The sequence below is a fragment of the Pseudonocardia sediminis genome (genome assembly GCF_004217185.1).
In the GTDB taxonomy this organism is placed as follows: Bacteria; Actinomycetota; Actinomycetes; order Mycobacteriales; family Pseudonocardiaceae; genus Pseudonocardia; species Pseudonocardia sediminis.
The window spans coordinates 2,325,863-2,341,165 of the sequence record NZ_SHKL01000001.1 but is presented as its reverse complement, the minus strand read 5'-3'; the positions used below and the strand labels follow the sequence as shown (position 1 = coordinate 2,341,165).

The following is a 15,303-nucleotide window of genomic DNA, read 5'->3' as shown; positions in this document are numbered from 1 at the left end:
CCACGTGCACGGGTCAGGAGGGCAGGCCGAGCAGGGCGGGGAGGTCGGTGACGGAGTCGATGACGGCGTCGGCGCCGGCCGCGCGCAGGCGGGGTTCGGAGTGGGCTCCGCCGCGGACCCCGACGGCGAGCGCGGCCCCGGCGCGGACGGCGCCCTCGATGTCGGCGGTCGAGTCCCCGGCCACGGCGACCTGCTCGGCCGGGACGTCGCAGATCCGCGCCGCCGCGTGCACGACGGCCGGGTCGGGCAGCCCCTGGCCGGCGACGTCGGCCGGCGAGAGCACGACGTCGACGCGCTCGCGCCAGTCGAGCGCGTCGACCAACCGGTCCCGCAGCGACGGGCCGAACCCGCAGATCAGCGCCACCGCCAGCCCGGCGTCACGGATGGCGCTCATCGCCGCGCCCGCCCCCGGTATCTCGCGGACGCGCCCGTTGCGGACCGCCTCGCAGACACACTCCTCGAACGCGTCGTTCGCGCGCCGGGCCCGGTACATGTCGCCGTCGAGCAGCTCGCCGAACACCGTGATCGTGGAGCGGTCCATGGTCGCGCGGGCCTGGCGGTCCAGCGCCGGGTAGCGCGGCCCGTCGACGCTCACGCGGGCCGCGCGCAGCCCGGTACGGACCGCGTCGAGGACCAGACCGTCGTCGGCCATCGTCGTACCGGCGAGATCGAGAACGGCCAATCGCACAGGGAGCAGCACAGTGCGTCCGGATGGCCGAAGGGCGACGGGCGGGCGACGGGCGGGTGAACCCGTCCGGTCACTCCGGGGTCGTGACCACCAACCCCCGGTGGACGGCCTCGCACGGAGGGATCACCACACGTCGCCGTCACGCCAGTCGCAGGTCAGGTCACCGTCGAGGTCCAGTGGGACGTCGAGCGGCAGCACGTGGATGCCGCCGCGCTCGTCCGGGGTCTCGACGATCCCGGACGGGGTGAGCGCGAACAGCGGCCCGCGCCAGAGCCGCCAGCCGCGGGCGGCGTAGAACGACAGCGCCATCTCGCTGGACCCGAGCGCACCGACGTCGTACCCGCCGCGGGCCAGGCGTTCCACCGGGTCCATCACGGCTCCCGCGATCCCCCGGCGCCGGTGCTCCGGGTGCACGGCGACGGCCTCGACGTACCCGGCCCGCAGCGCCCGGCCCCCGTGCAGCAGGTGCCGGGCGACGAGCGCCGCGTGCCCGACGAGCGTGCCGTCGTCGTCGCGGGCCAGGGCGTGCATTCCACCGAGCGCGTGCTCCCAGTCCGCGGGCTCGAAGTCCCCGGCGTAGGAGAGGTCGAGCAGGTCGCGGAGCTCCCCACGTCCGTCCGGTCCGAGATCGGCGGTGTGCACGACGGTCACGTCCATGCCGGGCAGTCTGCCCCGCGCCACCCGCCCGCGCCGGGAAGCCCCAGGACACGGGCGGCCTCGACATGGCCTGCGGCGCAGGCCCGGACGGGATCGGCGCCGGCCAGGACGGCCGCGAGGTGGCCGCCGGCGAACGCGTCGCCCGCGCCGGTGGTGTCGCGGACCCCGGGCACCGGCGCGACCGCGACGTCCACCGGTGCCGCCCCGGGGACGTGGACCCGGGCCGGACGGGCGCCGTCCTTGACCACGACGGTGCATCCGGGCGGGACGCCCGCCGGGAGCCCCAGCAGGTCGGACTCGTCCCGGTTGGCCAGCAGGTGCGACGGCCGGAGATCCCCGAGGAGGGAGCGGAACCGCGGGACGCCGAACCCGCTCAGCGCCCCGGTGGACGACGCGTCGACCGACACGCTCCCGCCGCCCCGGACCACCGTGTCCGCCGCCGCCCGCGCCGCCGTCCCGATCGGCTCGGCGACCAGCGAGTACGCGGGCAGGTGCAGCAGGGTCACGCCGTCGAGCCAGAACGGATCGAGGCCGGTCAGCTCCGCGGCGGAGCCCCGGTCGGGGAGCATCGTGCGTTCGCCGTCCGGATCGACCAGCACCACGACCGCGCCGGTGGTCCCGGACCGCTGCACCCGGACGTCGACGCCGCACGCAGCCAGCGCATCGGTGAGCGCACGTCCCGCGGCGTCGTCGCCGACGCGTCCGAGGAACCGCACCGGTCCGTGCCGCGCGGCCGCCACGGCGACGTTCGCGGCGCTGCCCCCGCGGCGGCGGAACACCCGCGACGCGGTGTCGGTCCGCGGGCGGATCGGGCCCGACGGCCAGACCACGACGTCCTCGACGAGGTCGCCGAGCACCGCCAGCATCTAGCGGCCGGCGATCGCGGCGGCGATCTTCACGCCGAGGGCGACGTTGTTGCGGTAGACCGCGACGTTGACCTCCAGACTCGCCCCGCCGGTGGCGTCGCGGATGAACTCCAGCAGGAACGGCGTCGCGTCCTGCCCGCCGATACCGCGTTCGACGAGCGCCGCGGTCGCCCGGGCCAGGGCGTCGTCGTGCACGTCCGGGGGCAGCTGCTCGTCGGCCGGGACCGGGTTCGCGACCAGCAGCGCCGCGTCGAGACCGAGGTCGTCGGCGGCCGCGCGGGCGAGCGCGACCTGCTCCGGCGAGTCGACGGCGTGGGTGACCCGGTACCCGGAGTCGGCGACGTAGAAGCCGGGGAACGCGAGCGTCCGGTAGCCGAGCACTCCGATCCCGAGCGTCTCCAGCCGCTCCAGGGTGGCCGGGACGTCGAGCACCGACTTCACCCCGGCCGAGACGACGACGATCGGCAGCCGCGCCAGCGCCGGCAGGTCCGCGGACTCGTCGAACGTCCCCGACGCGCCGCGGTGCACCCCGCCGAGACCGCCGGTGGAGAACACGCGGATCCCGGCCCGGTGCGCCAGATGCGCCGTCGCGGCCACGGTGGTGCCACCGGAGACACCGGTGGCCGCGGCGACCGGCAGGTCGCGGGAGCTGAGCTTGACCACGTCCGGGTCCGACGCCAGGCGCTCCAGCTCGTCGCCGGAGAGCCCGACGCGGGCGACGCCGTCGAGCACCCCGATCGTCGCCGGGACCGCGCCCGCCGCCCGGACCTGCGCCTCGGCGTCGCGGGCGACGTCGAGGTTGCGCGGGCGCGGCAGGCCGTGGGTCAGGATCGTCGACTCCAGCGCCAGCACCGGGACGCCGGCCGCCAGCGCGTCGGCGACCTCGGGCGCGATCCTCACCGGCACGGTCCGTTCTCGATCACCCGCAGGACGGTACGCGGGACCGGCGCCGGGGACGACCGTGCCGGTGCCCCACGCGGGTCGCCGGAAACCGGGCAGAACCGCTGTTACGGTGCGCCGATGGAGTCCGAGGCCGCCCGGCCGCTGCGCGCCGACGCCGCGCGCAACCACCGCCGGATCCTCGACGCCGCGGCCGCGGCGTTCGAGGAGGACGGCCCGGAGTCGTCGTTGGAGGAGATCGCGGCCCGGGCCGGGGTCGGGGTCGCCACCCTCTACCGCCGCTTCCGCACGCGCGAGCAGCTGATCCGCGCGGTGTTCGAGGACGTCTTCAGCGCCGAGATCGAGCCGACGGCCTGGTCCGCCGGTGACGACCCGTGGGCCGACCTGACCGGCGCCCTGGCCCGGGCGATCGACGCGATCAGCGCGCGGCAGGTGATCCTCGGGCTGGCCCGGGAGACCTCGGCCTATGACGTGGAGACCGTGCACCGGTACGGGCGCGCCCTGGAACGCCTGCTGGACCGGGCCCGCGACGCCGGGGTCGTGCGGCCCGAGCTGACCGTGCGCGACCTGTCCGCGGTGCTGGTGATGGTGATGGCCACCGTGCACGCGGGCGACCCGGCCGGCGACGACCGTCGCCGGTACCTGGCCCTGGTCCTCGACGGGCTGCGTCCGGGACGGGAACGGCTCCCGGCCGGGTCGGTGACGGAGCCGGCCGCGGACTCCGCTTAACCAATAGGTCACTGCCACTTCGGTGGTACCGTCGATCATCGAGGCCCGCGACGCGAGGAGTCCCGATGACCGACACCCAGGCCCGTCCCGACGCCCCGGTGATGCCGCTGCACATGCAGCGCAACCGGTTCGACCCGAACCCGGAGATCTCGCGCTACCGCGAGGACGGCGAGGTCCCCTACCTGAACGCGGCGTTCGGCCTGGACGCCTTCGTCGTCACGCACTACGACGACGTCCGCGAGGTCCTCGGCGACGCGGCCACGTTCGGCAACACCGCCGACATCGCCCGCCGCCGCGGCGACACCGTCCACATGAGCGAGGAGGAGGCGGCCCGGATGCGGGCCGGTCAGCTCCTCGCCCAGGACCCGCCGGAGCACACGCGGCTGCGCCGGATGCTCACCCGCGAGTTCACCCAGGCCCGGATGCGGCGCCTGCAGCCCCGCATCGACGAGATCGTCGAGTCGCACCTCGACGCGATGGAGGCGGCCGGCCCGCCCGCCGACCTGGTCGCCGACTTCGCGCTGCCGATCCCGTCGCTGGTGATCTGCGAGCTGCTCGGTGTGCCCTACGCCGACCGCGCCGAGTTCCAGACCCGCTCCAACCGGCTGCTCGACATGACGCTCGAGCCGAAGGAGCGGATGGAGGTCGCGCGGGAGAACCGCGCGTACATGTCGAAGCTGGTCACCGGCGCGCAGGCCGACCCGGGCGAGGACATCCTCGGGATGCTGGTGCGCGACCACGGCGACGAGCTGACCCACGACGAGCTCACCGGCATCGCGAGCCTGCTGCTGATCGCCGGGCACGAGACGACGTCGAACATGCTCGGCCTGGGCACGCTGGCCCTGCTGGAGAACCCGGAGCAGCTGGCGCTGGTCCGCGACGAGCCGGACCTGGCCCGGGCGAGCGTGGAGGAGCTGCTGCGGTGGCTGTCCATCGTGCACTCCGGGGTCCCGCGCCTGGTGATGGCCGACACCGAGATCCGTGGCGTCGCGATCCCGGAGGGCTCGCTGGTCGTCTGCTCGCTGCCGGCGGCGAACCGGGACAGTGCCCAGATCGAGGACCCGGACCGGCTCGACGTCCGCCGCGGCGCGGCCGGGCACGTCGCGTTCGGGCACGGCATCCACCACTGCCTGGGCGCGCCGCTGGCCCGGATGGAGATGGAGACCGCGTTCCCGGCCCTGCTGCGCCGGTTCCCGACGCTGGCCCGCGCCGAGACGACCGAGGAGGTCCCGTTCCGGGCCTACAGCTTCATCTACGGCCTGGCCGCGCTGCCCGTCACCTGGTGACCCTCGGCCGTCGAAACCTCAGCGCGCGACCCGGACGACCTTCAGCTCGACGAGGTCGCTGACGTAGCGGCCGCCCTTGACGTCCCCCGGGACGACGAGGCGCGGCCGTTCCAGCGGCTTCCCGTCCTCGCTGGTGGCGATCATGGTGCCGCGGTCGCCGAAGTCCGGTGAGTACTCCCCGTAGGCGACGAGCGCGGTGTAGCCGTCGGCCCCGACCCCGAGGACGGCGAAGGACAGCGCCGGGTTCTTCCCCGGTGCCTCGGCGAACGCCGTGGCCGGGACCGCGTCGGCCAGCAGCACCCCGGTCTCGGTGCGCTTCTCGGGCCCCTTGCCCGTCCGGTAGCCCACCGTCACGGTGCGCTGCGGGAGACGGGCGAGCGACGCCGTCGTCAGCTCCCCCGGCGCCCGGAGGTCACCGGTCAGCGCGACCGTCCCCGGAGCGGGCAGCGCGGGGGCGCTCGACGACGCGGCGGCCGGTTCCGGTGGGGCCGTCGCCGGTGCTCCGGCTCCGCACCCGGCCAGAAGACCGCAGAGCAGGATCGACGACGCGATATTACGACGCAGGTGCGGCATGTCGGCATCCTGGCCCGGGCGACGGAGCGTTATCAAGGCTTGCGTCTCATTCACCCGAAAGCTGTTCGAGCGCACGGATTCCGGTTACGTTCTGCGGCAACCGTCGTGGCAATGGAGCCGCGACGGCCCGGACGGAGGCCTGCCCATGACCGACCTCGGCACGGAAGTCGACGACAACCCCGCATCGGAGTCCACGCTGCGCCGGGTCGCGGTGGCCGCACTGTCGGCCAGCACCCTGGAGTGGTTCGACTTCTACATCTACGGCACCGCGGCCGCGCTGGTGTTCAACGAGGTGTTCTTCCCCGAGGTCGACCCGACCGTCGGCACGCTGGCCGCGTTCGCCACGTTCGGCGTCGGGTTCATGTTCCGGCCCGTCGGCGGCATCCTGTTCGGCCACTTCGGTGACCGGCTCGGCCGCAAGAAGCTGCTGGTCATCGCCATGGTGATGATGGGCGCGGCGACCGCGCTGATCGGCGCGCTGCCCACCTACGCCCAGGTCGGCATCCTGGCGCCGATCCTGCTGGTGGTGCTGCGCAGCGTCCAGGGCATCGCGGTCGGCGGGCAGTACGGCGGCGCGATGCTGATGGTCACCGAGAACGCGCCACCACACCGTCGCGGCTTCTACGGCAGCTTCGCCCAGATCGGGCCGACGCTGGCGGTCATCCTGTCGAACCTGACGTTCCTGATCCTGGTCGCGGTGATGCCGTCGGAGTCGTTCGCCTCGTGGGGCTGGCGGATCCCGTTCCTGCTCAGCGTGATCGTGATCGCCCTGGGTCTGTGGGTCCAGGTCAAGCTCGAGGACACCCCGGCGTTCAAGGCGCTCGAGCAGAAGGCCGCCGCCCAGGCGAGCGGCCCGGTCGTGAAGAAGCGCTCCCCGATCCTCGAGGCGATCCGCACGCACCCGGGGCCGATCCTGAAGTCGGCCGGGATCCTGCTGGTCATCCAGGTGTACTTCTACACCCAGATCGTGTTCATGGTGTCCTACATGCCCACGCTCGGGGTGCCACGCACGACCATCCTGACGATCATCATGATCTCCAGCGCGGTCGTGGTGTTCGCGTTCCCGGTCTTCGCGGGACTCTCGGACAGGCTGGGCCGCAAGAAGGTGGTCCTCCCGGCCGCGATCGCGACCCTCGTCTCGGTCTTCCCGTTCTTCCTGCTGATGGAGACGGCGACGATCCCCGGGATGATGGCCGCCGCCCTGATCGGCGGCCTGGTGCTCGGGGCGCTCTACGGACCGCTCGCCGCCTACATGACGGAGATGTTCTCGGCCGAGATCCGCTACTCCGGCGCCTCGATCGGCTACCAGCTCGCGGCCGTCGTCGGCGGCGGGTTCGCCCCCCTGATCGCGGCGTCGCTGCTGGCCGCGACCGGGACGATCCTCTCCGTCGCCGCCTACATCACCGTGGCCGCCGTCATCACCCTGGTCGCGGTGCTGGTCACGAAGGAGACCTACCGCCCGGGGCACGTCACGAAGATCTGACCGGTGCTGCACCCGGGGCGACTCAGAACCGCTCCGGGTGCAGCTGCCGGGCCAGGTTCTCCAGCGCGTCGGCGTTGCGCACGCCGGGGGTGACCTCGGCGAACGTCGACGGGTAGACCCGTCCGTCACGTACCGCCGGAACCTGGGCCAGGGCCGGGTTCGCGCGCAGCTCGTCGATCAGCTCCCGCGCCCCCTCCGGCCCGATGTCCGCACCGCAGCACGCCGGCACGACGATCACGTCCGGACGCGCGGTGACCAGCCCCTCCAGCGAGATGCGCCGCTGCCGCCCGTCGAGCTCGGGGAAGGCCTGTACGCCGCCGGCCGCCTCGATCAGCGTCGTGGCCATGTCGCCGGTGCCGAACACCCGCAGCTCGCCCGCACCGCCCGGCCTGTTGATCATCGCCACCCGGGGACGCGTGGTCACGCCGTCGAGCCTCGCCCGGGTCCCGTCGATGCTCGTGCGCATCCGGTCCACCAGCGCCTGGGCACGGTCCGGCGCGCCGAGCAGCCGGCCGAGGTCGGTGAGGTCGGCGTAGACTCCGTCGAAGGAGACGTCGTTGACGGCCAGTGACGTCTGCCCCGCTCCGTCGGAGCTCGGGCAGTACTGCCGGAACAGGTACGTCCCGGTCCCGGCCCGCGCCAGCTCGGCCCGGGTGCCCAGGCCCTCGCGGGTGAACGCGCCGGTGAACCCGGAGACGACGAGGTCGGGCGCCAGCCGCAGCACCTCCTCGCGGCTCGGGTACTCCTCCGGGAAGTAGACCGGCCGCTGCTGCTCCGGCCGGAACTGCGCCGTGACCTCGGGGATCGGCACGTTGTCCAGGTACGCCGCGCCGACGACCCGGTCGCCCGCGCCGAGCGCGTAGACCGCCTCGATCCCGTTCTGGAACGCCGCGAAGATCTTCGTCGGAGTCCTCAGCGGGACGTCGACGCCGCAGTTCTCCAGACCCGCCGCGGCGGGTGCCGGCGCCTCCGCCGCACCCCCGCATCCGGCCAGCAGGGCGGTCGCCGCCACCAGCGCGGCGGCGACACGGACGGGACGTCGGGGTCCGGGCACGGGCGGTCTCCAGTTCTGCACGGGCACGCCCGTACGCACCCGGGACGGCCCCGTCCTGCGGGGTGATCGACTCGGGAGAAACCTACGGCAGACATACCCGACGAGCCACCATATGTTCAGTCGCTCATATTTCTGCGCAAGAGCCAGTGCGCGGATATCGCTGCCAGGGCGGCGATATCCGCGCACGACCCACCTACAGCGTGCGCTCCAACCGTCCGGCCAGGAGCGAGACGAAGCGCGACGGGTCGGACAGCTCCCCGCCCTCGGCCAGCAGGGCCATGCCGTAGAGCAGCTCCGCGGTCTCGCCCAGACCCGCGTCGTCCGGCGTCTCCGACTGCTTGGACTTCAGCCCGGCGACCAGCGGGTGCGACGGGTTGAGCTCCAGGATGCGCTTGACCGTCGGCATCTCCTGGCCCATCGCCCGGTACATCTTCTCCAGGGTCGGGCTCATGTCGTTCTCGTCGTTGACCAGGCACGCCGCCGAGGTGGTCAGCCGCGAGGACAGGCGGACCTCCTTGACGTCGTCGGCCAGCGTGGTGCCCATCCAGTCCAGCAACCCGGCGAACTCCTCGCGCTGCTCACCGGCCTTCTCCTTCTGCTCCTCGGTCTCCAGGTCCACCTGGCCCTTGGCGATCGAGCGCAGCTCCTTGTCGTCGAAGCCGGGCACCTGGTCGACCCAGACCTCGTCGATCGGGTCGGTCAGCAGCAGGACCTCGTAGCCGCGGTCACGCAACGCCTCCATGTGCGGCGAGGACTCGATCGACGACCGGGAGTCGCCGGTCATGTAGTAGATGTGCTCCTGGCCGTCCTTCATCCGCTCGACGTACTGCGCCAGCGTCGTGGGCTTCTCCGCGTCGTGGGTGGAGGCGAAGGAGCTGATCTCCAGGATCGCGTCGAGGTTGTCGTGGTCGGAGATCAGGCCTTCCTTGACCGCGCGCCCGAACTGGTCCCAGAACGTCGTGTACTTCTCCGGCTCCTCGGTCATCATCGTCCTGACCGTGGACAGCACCTTCTTGACCAGACGACGGCGGATCGCCGAGATCTGACGGTCCTGCTGCAGGATCTCGCGCGACACGTTGAGCGAGAGGTCCGCGGCGTCGACGACGCCCTTGACGAACCGCAGGTACTCCGGGACCAGCGCCTCGCAGTCGTCCATGATGAACACGCGCCGGACGTAGAGCTGCACGCCGCGGCGGGAGTCGCGCATGTAGAGGTCCATCGGTGCGACCTGCGGCAGGAACAGCAGCGCCTGGTACTCGAAGGTGCCCTCGGCGGCGAGCCGGATCGTCTCCAGCGGCTCCTGCCAGTCGTGCGAGACGTGCCGGTAGAACTCGTTGTATTCCTCGGGCGTGACGTCCTTCTGGGCCCGCGCCCAGAGCGCCTTCATCGAGTTGACGGTCTCCGGCTGCGGCTCCGCGGGCTCCTCGCCCTCCTCGGTCGCCGCGGCCTTCTCCGGGGTCATCCGGATCGGCCAGGTGATGAAGTCGGAGTACTTCTTGACGATGCGACGGACGGTGGCCGGGTTCGCGTAGTCGTGCAGGCTGTCCTCGGCGTCCTCCGCCTTGAGCGCCAGCGTGACGGCGGTGCCCTGCGGCGCGTCGTCGACGGGCTCGATCGTGTACGAGCCCTCGCCCGCGGACTCCCAGCGCACGCCCGCGCTCTCACCGGCCTTGCGCGTCACCAGCGTGACCGTGTCGGCGACCATGAAGCTGGAGTAGAAGCCGACGCCGAACTGGCCGATCAGCTCCTGCGACGCCGCCGGGTCGGTCTCCTTGAGCTTGGCCAGCAGCTCGGCGGTGCCGGACTTGGCGATCGTGCCGATGAGGTCGACGACCTCGTCGCGGCTCATGCCGATGCCGTTGTCCCGCACGGTCAGGGTGCGGTTCTCCTTGTCGATGACCAGCTCGAGGTGCAGGTCGGACGTGTCGACGTCCAGGTCCTTGTCCTGCAGGCTCTCGAGCCGGAGCTTGTCCAGCGCGTCGGAGGCGTTGGAGATCAGCTCGCGCAGGAAGATGTCCTTGTTCGAGTAGATCGAGTGGATCATCAGCTGCAGCAGCTGTCGGGACTCGGCCTGGAACTCGATCGTCTCGGTCGCGGTGCTCACGTCACTCCTTCTCTCACAGATGCCACTCACCCGGTGTCGTCACGGGCAACGCCGCGATTCTGCCGCAACGCCCCGACACCGATTCGCCCCGTGCGTCCGTTCGGCTCGTTGACGCCGCCACACCGGTGGGTGAGGCTCCTCACAGGCGAACGACTCGACGAGGAGTGTGCGCATGAGCACCGACACCGCCCCCGACGCATCCGTCACGCACCGGCCCCCGGGCCGGCTCGGCGACCCCGCGCTGACGATGGCCGACGACCCGCGCTGCGACCCGCGGATGATGGCGGTGTTCAACGCGCTGGGTCTGGGCCCGCACGCCGACGGCGCCCCGATGGGCCCGGACGCCGGCCGGGAGGCACTCCTGGAGTTCACCACGGCCGTCGAGGTCGGGTTCGAGGGTCTGTTCACCGCTCTGGCCGACGGCGCTCCCCGCGTCGACGGCGTGAGCCACGAGGCACGGACGATCGACGGCCCGGACGGCAACGAGATCACGCTGCACGTCCACCGGCCGACCGGTGTCGACGGCCCGTTGCCCTGCATCTACCAGGTGCACGGCGGCGGCATGGTGATGCTCTCGACCGAGGGCCCGATCTACCGGAACTGGCGCGAGGAGCTCGCCGCGGCGGGCGCGGTCGTCGTCGGCGTGCAGTACCGCAACGGCGGCGGCGTTCTCGGCCCCCACCCGTTCCCGGCCGGAATCGACGACTGCGCCGCCGGTCTGAAGTGGGTGCACGCGCACCGCGACGAGCTCGGGGTCACCGGGACCACCGTCGTCACCGGGGACTCCGGCGGGGCCAACCTCGCCGTCGCGTTGCCGATCAAGGCCAAGCGCGAGGGCTGGCTGGACGCGATCTCCGGCGTGTACGCCCAGTGCCCCTACATCCTCGGCGACGGCTGGGCCGAGGGGCGCCCCGAACTGCCGTCGCTGCACGAGAACAACCAGTACTGGCTCAACCGCAGCCTGTTCCCGCTGCTCGCCGAGGTCTACGACCCGGGTGCCGCCAACGCGAACGACCCCACCTGCTGGCCCTACCGCGCCACCGACGCCGACCTGCAGGGACTTCCCCCGCACGTGATCTCCGTCGACGAGGTCGACCCGCTGCGCGACGAGGGTCTGCAGTACCACCGCAAGCTCCTCGCCGCGGGCGTCCCGTCGGTCGGGAAGGTCAACCTGGGCCTGTGCCACGTCGGGGAGATCCTGTTCCGCTCCGCGATGCCGGACGTCTACGCCAACGCCGTCCGCGACGTCACCGGCTTCGCCCGCTCGCTGGCCTGACCCGCACCCCGGGCGCGTCCTACGAGGGCGTGCCCGGGGTCGCGCGGCCCCGATCCAGCGCCCGCTCCCGCAGCAGGAGGAACAGCGGGAAGGCGAACGCGAACGCGACCAGCAGCCCGACCACCGGGAACACCCAGGCCAGGCGCATGCCGACCCGTCGCCCCTCGGCCACCATGAACACCGCACCCGCGACGAACGCGACGATCAGGTCCACCGCCGCCGACGAGGACGCGGCGGTGGTGAACCAGTCCGGGACGTAGGTGGAGAGGTCGCTGCCGTGGGCCAGGTTGAAGTACCAGGTGCCGACCAGACCGACGACGGCGAGGACCCCGTAGACGATCTGTCGCAGGTCGGTGGGTCGCACGCTTCTTCCCTTCTCGAGGCCCCGGGCCTGCCGTGACCTGCGTCGCCGAGGATGTGCGACGGCCCGGGGCGGGGTACTTTCGACGGACGCTGTCCTCGGACGGCAACGACGCCCTGGACCGGACGGCTACGCCCGGCCCCAGGGAGAGATCATGAACCGTCCGCACACCATCGCCGTCGTCCGGTCCTTCACCTGCACGTGCTGCTCGCGACGCGGGGCCCGGACCATGATCCGCCTGGGCGAGGTGGACCGGCCGAACTTCATCGCCGTCTGCCCGGCCTGCGACACGCGCCCGAGCGACATCACCGCCGAGGACGTGACCGGCGCCGACGCGGGCTGACCGGTCCCCCGGCACGTCAGGACACGTCCGCACTGCCCTCGCGGTAGATCGTCGCCGACCGGATCCGGCCGTCCTGGAGCTCGTAGAACCCGGCGATCGCGTAGGTCCGCTCAGTGCCGTCGACGCGCAGGGTCTCGACCATCTGGGCCGCCACGCGGTCGGCGTCGGCCACGAGGTCCTGGATCGTCAGGGTCGGGAGCAGCTCGGACATCGCCGCGGAGAACAGGTCGCGCAGCGCGTCCCGTCCGTGGACGGTGTCCGACCCGGTGCTCCACACCGGGTCCTCGGTGAACCCGGCCATCAGCTCGTCGACGTCACGGGCGTTGAAGGCGACGACGTGGCGTCGAAGAATCTGTCCGGCATCCGACTCGGTCACGGGTCGATCCTGGCCGTCGCCCGCCGTCGGCGCGCCCTCCGGTCGCCGGTCGGTGCCGCCGCTACGCCGTGCGGCGACGGCGCAGGAACGGGTCGGACAGGGCCGGCGGGACGTACCCCTCGTCGTTCCGGGTGATGGTCACGCCGGGCGGGACGATCTCGTCGACGGCGTCGAGCTTGGCCTGGTTGCCCGGCAGCGACATGTCGGACCGTCCGCGCGTGGACATCGACTGCCGGCGGTGCGAGACGGGCAGCTCGGCGTCCTTGCGGTAACGACCGGTCAGCCAGCCCCCGCCCAGCGGGCTCCACGGCAGCACGCCCATCCCGTAGCGCTCGGCGACCGGCAGGAGGTCGTGCTCGACGCCACGGGTGAGCAGCGAGTAAGGCGGCTGCTCGGCGACGAACCGGCCCAGGCCCCGTCGCTCGGAGACCCACTGAGCCTCGACGACCTCGTGCGCCGGGAACGTCGAGCACCCGAACGCGCGGATCTTGCCCTGGCGCTGCAGGTCGGTCAGGGCGGACAGCGTCTCCTCGACGTCGGTGTCCCGCTCGGGGCGGTGCACCTGGTAGAGGTCGATCCAGTCGGTCTGCAGCCGGCGCAGGCTGTTCTCGACCTCCGTCACGATCCAGCGGCGGGAGTTACCACGCTGGTTCGGGTCCCCGCCCTGCTCCCCCTTGGCGACGTCCATCGGCGCGTGGAACTTCGTGGCCAGGACGACGTCGTCGCGTCGCCCGCCGGCCAGCGCCTTCCCGACGATGGTCTCCGACTCGCCCTGGCTGTAGACGTCGGCGGTGTCGATGAAGTTGATGCCCGCGTCGAGGGCGTGGTGGATGATCCCGACCGAGGTGTCGTGGTCGGACTCGCCCCACGCGCCGAACATCATGGCCCCAGGCGGAGCGGGCTGACCTGCATGCCGGTGCGTCCGAGACTGCGATACTCCATGCCGTCGACGCGAGGCGCGATCCGCGGAGCCCGCCCGGTCGTCGACGCCCGTTCGACAGGGAGGCGGCAGGCGCAGGTGCGACTCAACCCCACGATCGTCCGCGGCATCGACTCCCCGATGGGTGCCGCGCAGGCGTTGCTCGCATTGCGCGACGACGACCGGCCGGTCCTGAACCTCTCCCAGGCCGCCCCGGTCTACCCGCCCGCGCCCGCCGTCGTCGAGCGGGTCGTGGAGGTCGCCCGGGACCCCGACGGCGGGACGTACGCGCCGGTGCCCGGCGTCCCCGCCCTGCGTCAGGCCTTCGCCGAGGAACTGACACGGGACTACGCCGGTTCTGTGGACGCGTCCGACGTCGTCGTCACGGCGGGGTGCAACCAGGCGTTCAGCCTGGTCGCGACCGCCCTCGCCGGGCCGGGCGACGAGATGATCACGCCGCTGCCCTCCTACTTCAACCACGACATGTGGCTGCGGATGCACGGCGTCGCGCCAAAATACCTGGAGCCCGGCCCGGACCTCGTGCCCCGCGCCGCGGACGCCGAGGCCCTGATCGGCCCGCGCACCCGCGCGATCGTGCTGATCACACCGGGCAACCCGAGCGGCGTGACGATCCCGCCCGCGGAGATCGAGGCCTTCGCTCACCTGGCCCGCCGCCACGACCTGCCGCTGATCCTCGACGAGACCTACCGCTCGTTCCGGGACGACATCACCACGCCCGCGCATCGCCTGTTCGCCGACCCGGACTGGCGTCGGACCGTCATCAGCCTGCACTCGTTCTCGAAGGAGCTGGCGATTCCCGGCTACCGCGTCGGCGCGGTCGTCGGGACGCCGGAGCTGACCCGTGAGGTGCTCAAGCTGATGGACTGCGTCGCGATCTGCGCGCCGCGGATCGGTCAGGAGGCGGCATGGGCCGGCCTGACCCGGGCCGGGGAGTGGCGAGCCGAGCGGGTCGCCGAGATCGCACAGCGACGGGCGTGGCTGGGCGACGCGCTGGCGTCGCGTCCGGGCGGGTTCGAGGTCGTGACGCTCGGCGGGTTCTTCGCCTGGGTCCGGCACCCGTTCACCGACCGCACCTGCGACGACGTCGTGCGCGAGCTGCTGTTCACCCACGACACGCTCGTGCTGCCCGGCACGGCGTTCCTGCCCGAGGACCGCCGGATGCTGCGGATCAGCGTCGGTCGCGTCGACGCCGACGCGGCCGCGTTGCTGGCCGAACGCCTCACCGCGTTCGGCCGCTGACCCGGGAACGGGGCGGACGAGCCGGTCTGTAAGCCGGATCCTGTTCCCGGACGTCTCACGACGTTCCGTTCGGCGACCATCCATCTCGGCCTGCCGTCGCCGGCAGGCTCTTGCGGTCTACCCGCAGGCTCGGGCGGGCCGCCCTCGAACACCTGCGCAGCCACACTCTCGTGCGACCTCTTGACCTTGCTCCGGGTGGGGTTTACCTAGCCACCCCGGTCACCCGGGGTGCTGGTGGTCTCTTACACCACCGTTTCACCCTTACCCCCGGTCCCGGGAAAACCCGAGGCCGAAGGCGGTCTGTTCTCTGTGGCACTGTCCCGCGGGTCGCCCCGGGTTGCCGTTGACAACCACCCTGCCCTGTGGAGTCCGGACTTTCCTCGACGGGACCCGAGGATCCCGACGCGGTCGCCCGACCGACTCGTCCG

At 72.4% G+C, this 15,303-nt stretch carries 16 protein-coding genes and 1 other RNA gene; 6 read left to right on the top strand and 11 right to left on the bottom strand.

Annotated elements, in window-relative coordinates:
• Positions 1 to 13 precede the first annotated feature (13 nt).
• The 4 genes from EV383_RS10950 to EV383_RS10935 form a co-directional block, all read right to left on the bottom strand.
• Positions 14 to 682, bottom strand: a complete 669-nt coding sequence (locus tag EV383_RS10950; protein ID WP_130289817.1) for an HAD family hydrolase — start codon at positions 680 to 682, stop codon at positions 14 to 16.
• A 129-nt stretch (positions 683 to 811) separates the two neighbouring features.
• Complete coding sequence (locus EV383_RS10945) at positions 812 to 1,345, bottom strand: GNAT family N-acetyltransferase (RefSeq protein ID WP_130289816.1); 534 nt, start codon at positions 1,343 to 1,345, stop codon at positions 812 to 814.
• The gene (locus EV383_RS10940) at positions 1,336 to 2,211 is read right to left on the bottom strand and encodes a carbohydrate kinase family protein (protein ID WP_130289815.1); all 876 of its coding nucleotides are present in this window, start codon (positions 2,209 to 2,211) and stop codon (positions 1,336 to 1,338) included. Before EV383_RS10940 ends, EV383_RS10945 begins: the two co-directional genes overlap by 10 nt.
• The gene (locus EV383_RS10935) at positions 2,212 to 3,111 is read right to left on the bottom strand and encodes a pseudouridine-5'-phosphate glycosidase (RefSeq protein WP_130289814.1); all 900 of its coding nucleotides are present in this window, start codon (positions 3,109 to 3,111) and stop codon (positions 2,212 to 2,214) included.
• A gap of 120 nt (positions 3,112 to 3,231) precedes the next feature.
• Between EV383_RS10935 and EV383_RS10930 the strand changes: the two genes are divergently transcribed.
• Both EV383_RS10930 and EV383_RS10925 read left to right on the top strand, forming a co-directional pair.
• Positions 3,232 to 3,840: a TetR/AcrR family transcriptional regulator gene (locus tag EV383_RS10930; RefSeq protein WP_130289813.1), complete on the top strand. Its 609-nt coding sequence runs from the start codon at positions 3,232 to 3,234 to the stop codon at positions 3,838 to 3,840.
• Positions 3,841 to 3,905: 65 nt separating this feature from the next.
• Positions 3,906 to 5,126, top strand: a complete 1,221-nt coding sequence (locus EV383_RS10925) for a cytochrome P450 (RefSeq protein WP_130289812.1) — start codon at positions 3,906 to 3,908, stop codon at positions 5,124 to 5,126.
• A gap of 18 nt (positions 5,127 to 5,144) precedes the next feature.
• Here the strand turns inward: EV383_RS10925 and EV383_RS10920 are convergent, their stop codons facing one another.
• On the bottom strand, positions 5,145 to 5,699 hold the full coding sequence (locus tag EV383_RS10920) for a molybdopterin-binding protein (protein WP_130289811.1): 555 nt from the start codon (positions 5,697 to 5,699) through the stop codon (positions 5,145 to 5,147).
• A 145-nt stretch (positions 5,700 to 5,844) separates the two neighbouring features.
• Here EV383_RS10920 and EV383_RS10915 point away from each other — a divergent pair, with 145 nt between their 5' ends.
• Positions 5,845 to 7,182 (top strand): MFS transporter, encoded by a 1,338-nt coding sequence (locus EV383_RS10915; protein WP_130289810.1) that lies wholly within the window; start codon positions 5,845 to 5,847, stop codon positions 7,180 to 7,182.
• A gap of 22 nt (positions 7,183 to 7,204) precedes the next feature.
• Here the strand turns inward: EV383_RS10915 and EV383_RS10910 are convergent, their stop codons facing one another.
• Together EV383_RS10910 and htpG are read right to left on the bottom strand one after the other, a co-directional pair.
• Complete coding sequence (locus EV383_RS10910) at positions 7,205 to 8,236, bottom strand: ABC transporter substrate-binding protein (RefSeq protein WP_130289809.1); 1,032 nt, start codon at positions 8,234 to 8,236, stop codon at positions 7,205 to 7,207.
• A 193-nt stretch (positions 8,237 to 8,429) separates the two neighbouring features.
• Positions 8,430 to 10,340 carry a molecular chaperone HtpG gene (gene htpG, locus EV383_RS10905; RefSeq protein ID WP_130289808.1) on the bottom strand — a complete coding sequence of 637 codons (1,911 nt, stop codon included), beginning with the start codon at positions 10,338 to 10,340 and terminating at the stop codon, positions 8,430 to 8,432.
• A 172-nt stretch (positions 10,341 to 10,512) separates the two neighbouring features.
• Here htpG and EV383_RS10900 point away from each other — a divergent pair, with 172 nt between their 5' ends.
• Positions 10,513 to 11,616, top strand: coding sequence for an alpha/beta hydrolase fold domain-containing protein (locus EV383_RS10900; RefSeq protein WP_130289807.1), 1,104 nt, complete (start codon positions 10,513 to 10,515; stop codon positions 11,614 to 11,616).
• A gap of 19 nt (positions 11,617 to 11,635) precedes the next feature.
• Here the strand turns inward: EV383_RS10900 and EV383_RS10895 are convergent, their stop codons facing one another.
• Positions 11,636 to 11,980, bottom strand: a complete 345-nt coding sequence (locus EV383_RS10895) for a DUF2834 domain-containing protein (protein WP_130289806.1) — start codon at positions 11,978 to 11,980, stop codon at positions 11,636 to 11,638.
• Between the two features lie 151 nt (positions 11,981 to 12,131).
• On the opposite strand from EV383_RS10895, the gene EV383_RS10890 reads away from it, so the two are divergent.
• Positions 12,132 to 12,320, top strand: coding sequence for a hypothetical protein (locus EV383_RS10890; protein WP_130289805.1), 189 nt, complete (start codon positions 12,132 to 12,134; stop codon positions 12,318 to 12,320).
• Positions 12,321 to 12,336: 16 nt separating this feature from the next.
• Here the strand turns inward: EV383_RS10890 and EV383_RS10885 are convergent, their stop codons facing one another.
• Together EV383_RS10885 and EV383_RS10880 are read right to left on the bottom strand one after the other, a co-directional pair.
• On the bottom strand, positions 12,337 to 12,696 hold the full coding sequence (locus EV383_RS10885) for a nuclear transport factor 2 family protein (RefSeq protein ID WP_130289804.1): 360 nt from the start codon (positions 12,694 to 12,696) through the stop codon (positions 12,337 to 12,339).
• 61 nt (positions 12,697 to 12,757) lie between these two features.
• Entirely contained in the window at positions 12,758 to 13,579 is an 822-nt protein-coding gene (locus tag EV383_RS10880; RefSeq protein WP_341273716.1) for an aldo/keto reductase, read from the bottom strand.
• A gap of 135 nt (positions 13,580 to 13,714) precedes the next feature.
• On the opposite strand from EV383_RS10880, the gene EV383_RS10875 reads away from it, so the two are divergent.
• Positions 13,715 to 14,875, top strand: coding sequence for an aminotransferase (locus tag EV383_RS10875; protein ID WP_130289803.1), 1,161 nt, complete (start codon positions 13,715 to 13,717; stop codon positions 14,873 to 14,875).
• 13 nt (positions 14,876 to 14,888) lie between these two features.
• Here the strand turns inward: EV383_RS10875 and rnpB are convergent.
• Positions 14,889 to 15,299, bottom strand: an RNA gene (rnpB, locus tag EV383_RS10870) — RNase P RNA component class A.
• Positions 15,300 to 15,303 lie beyond the last annotated feature (4 nt).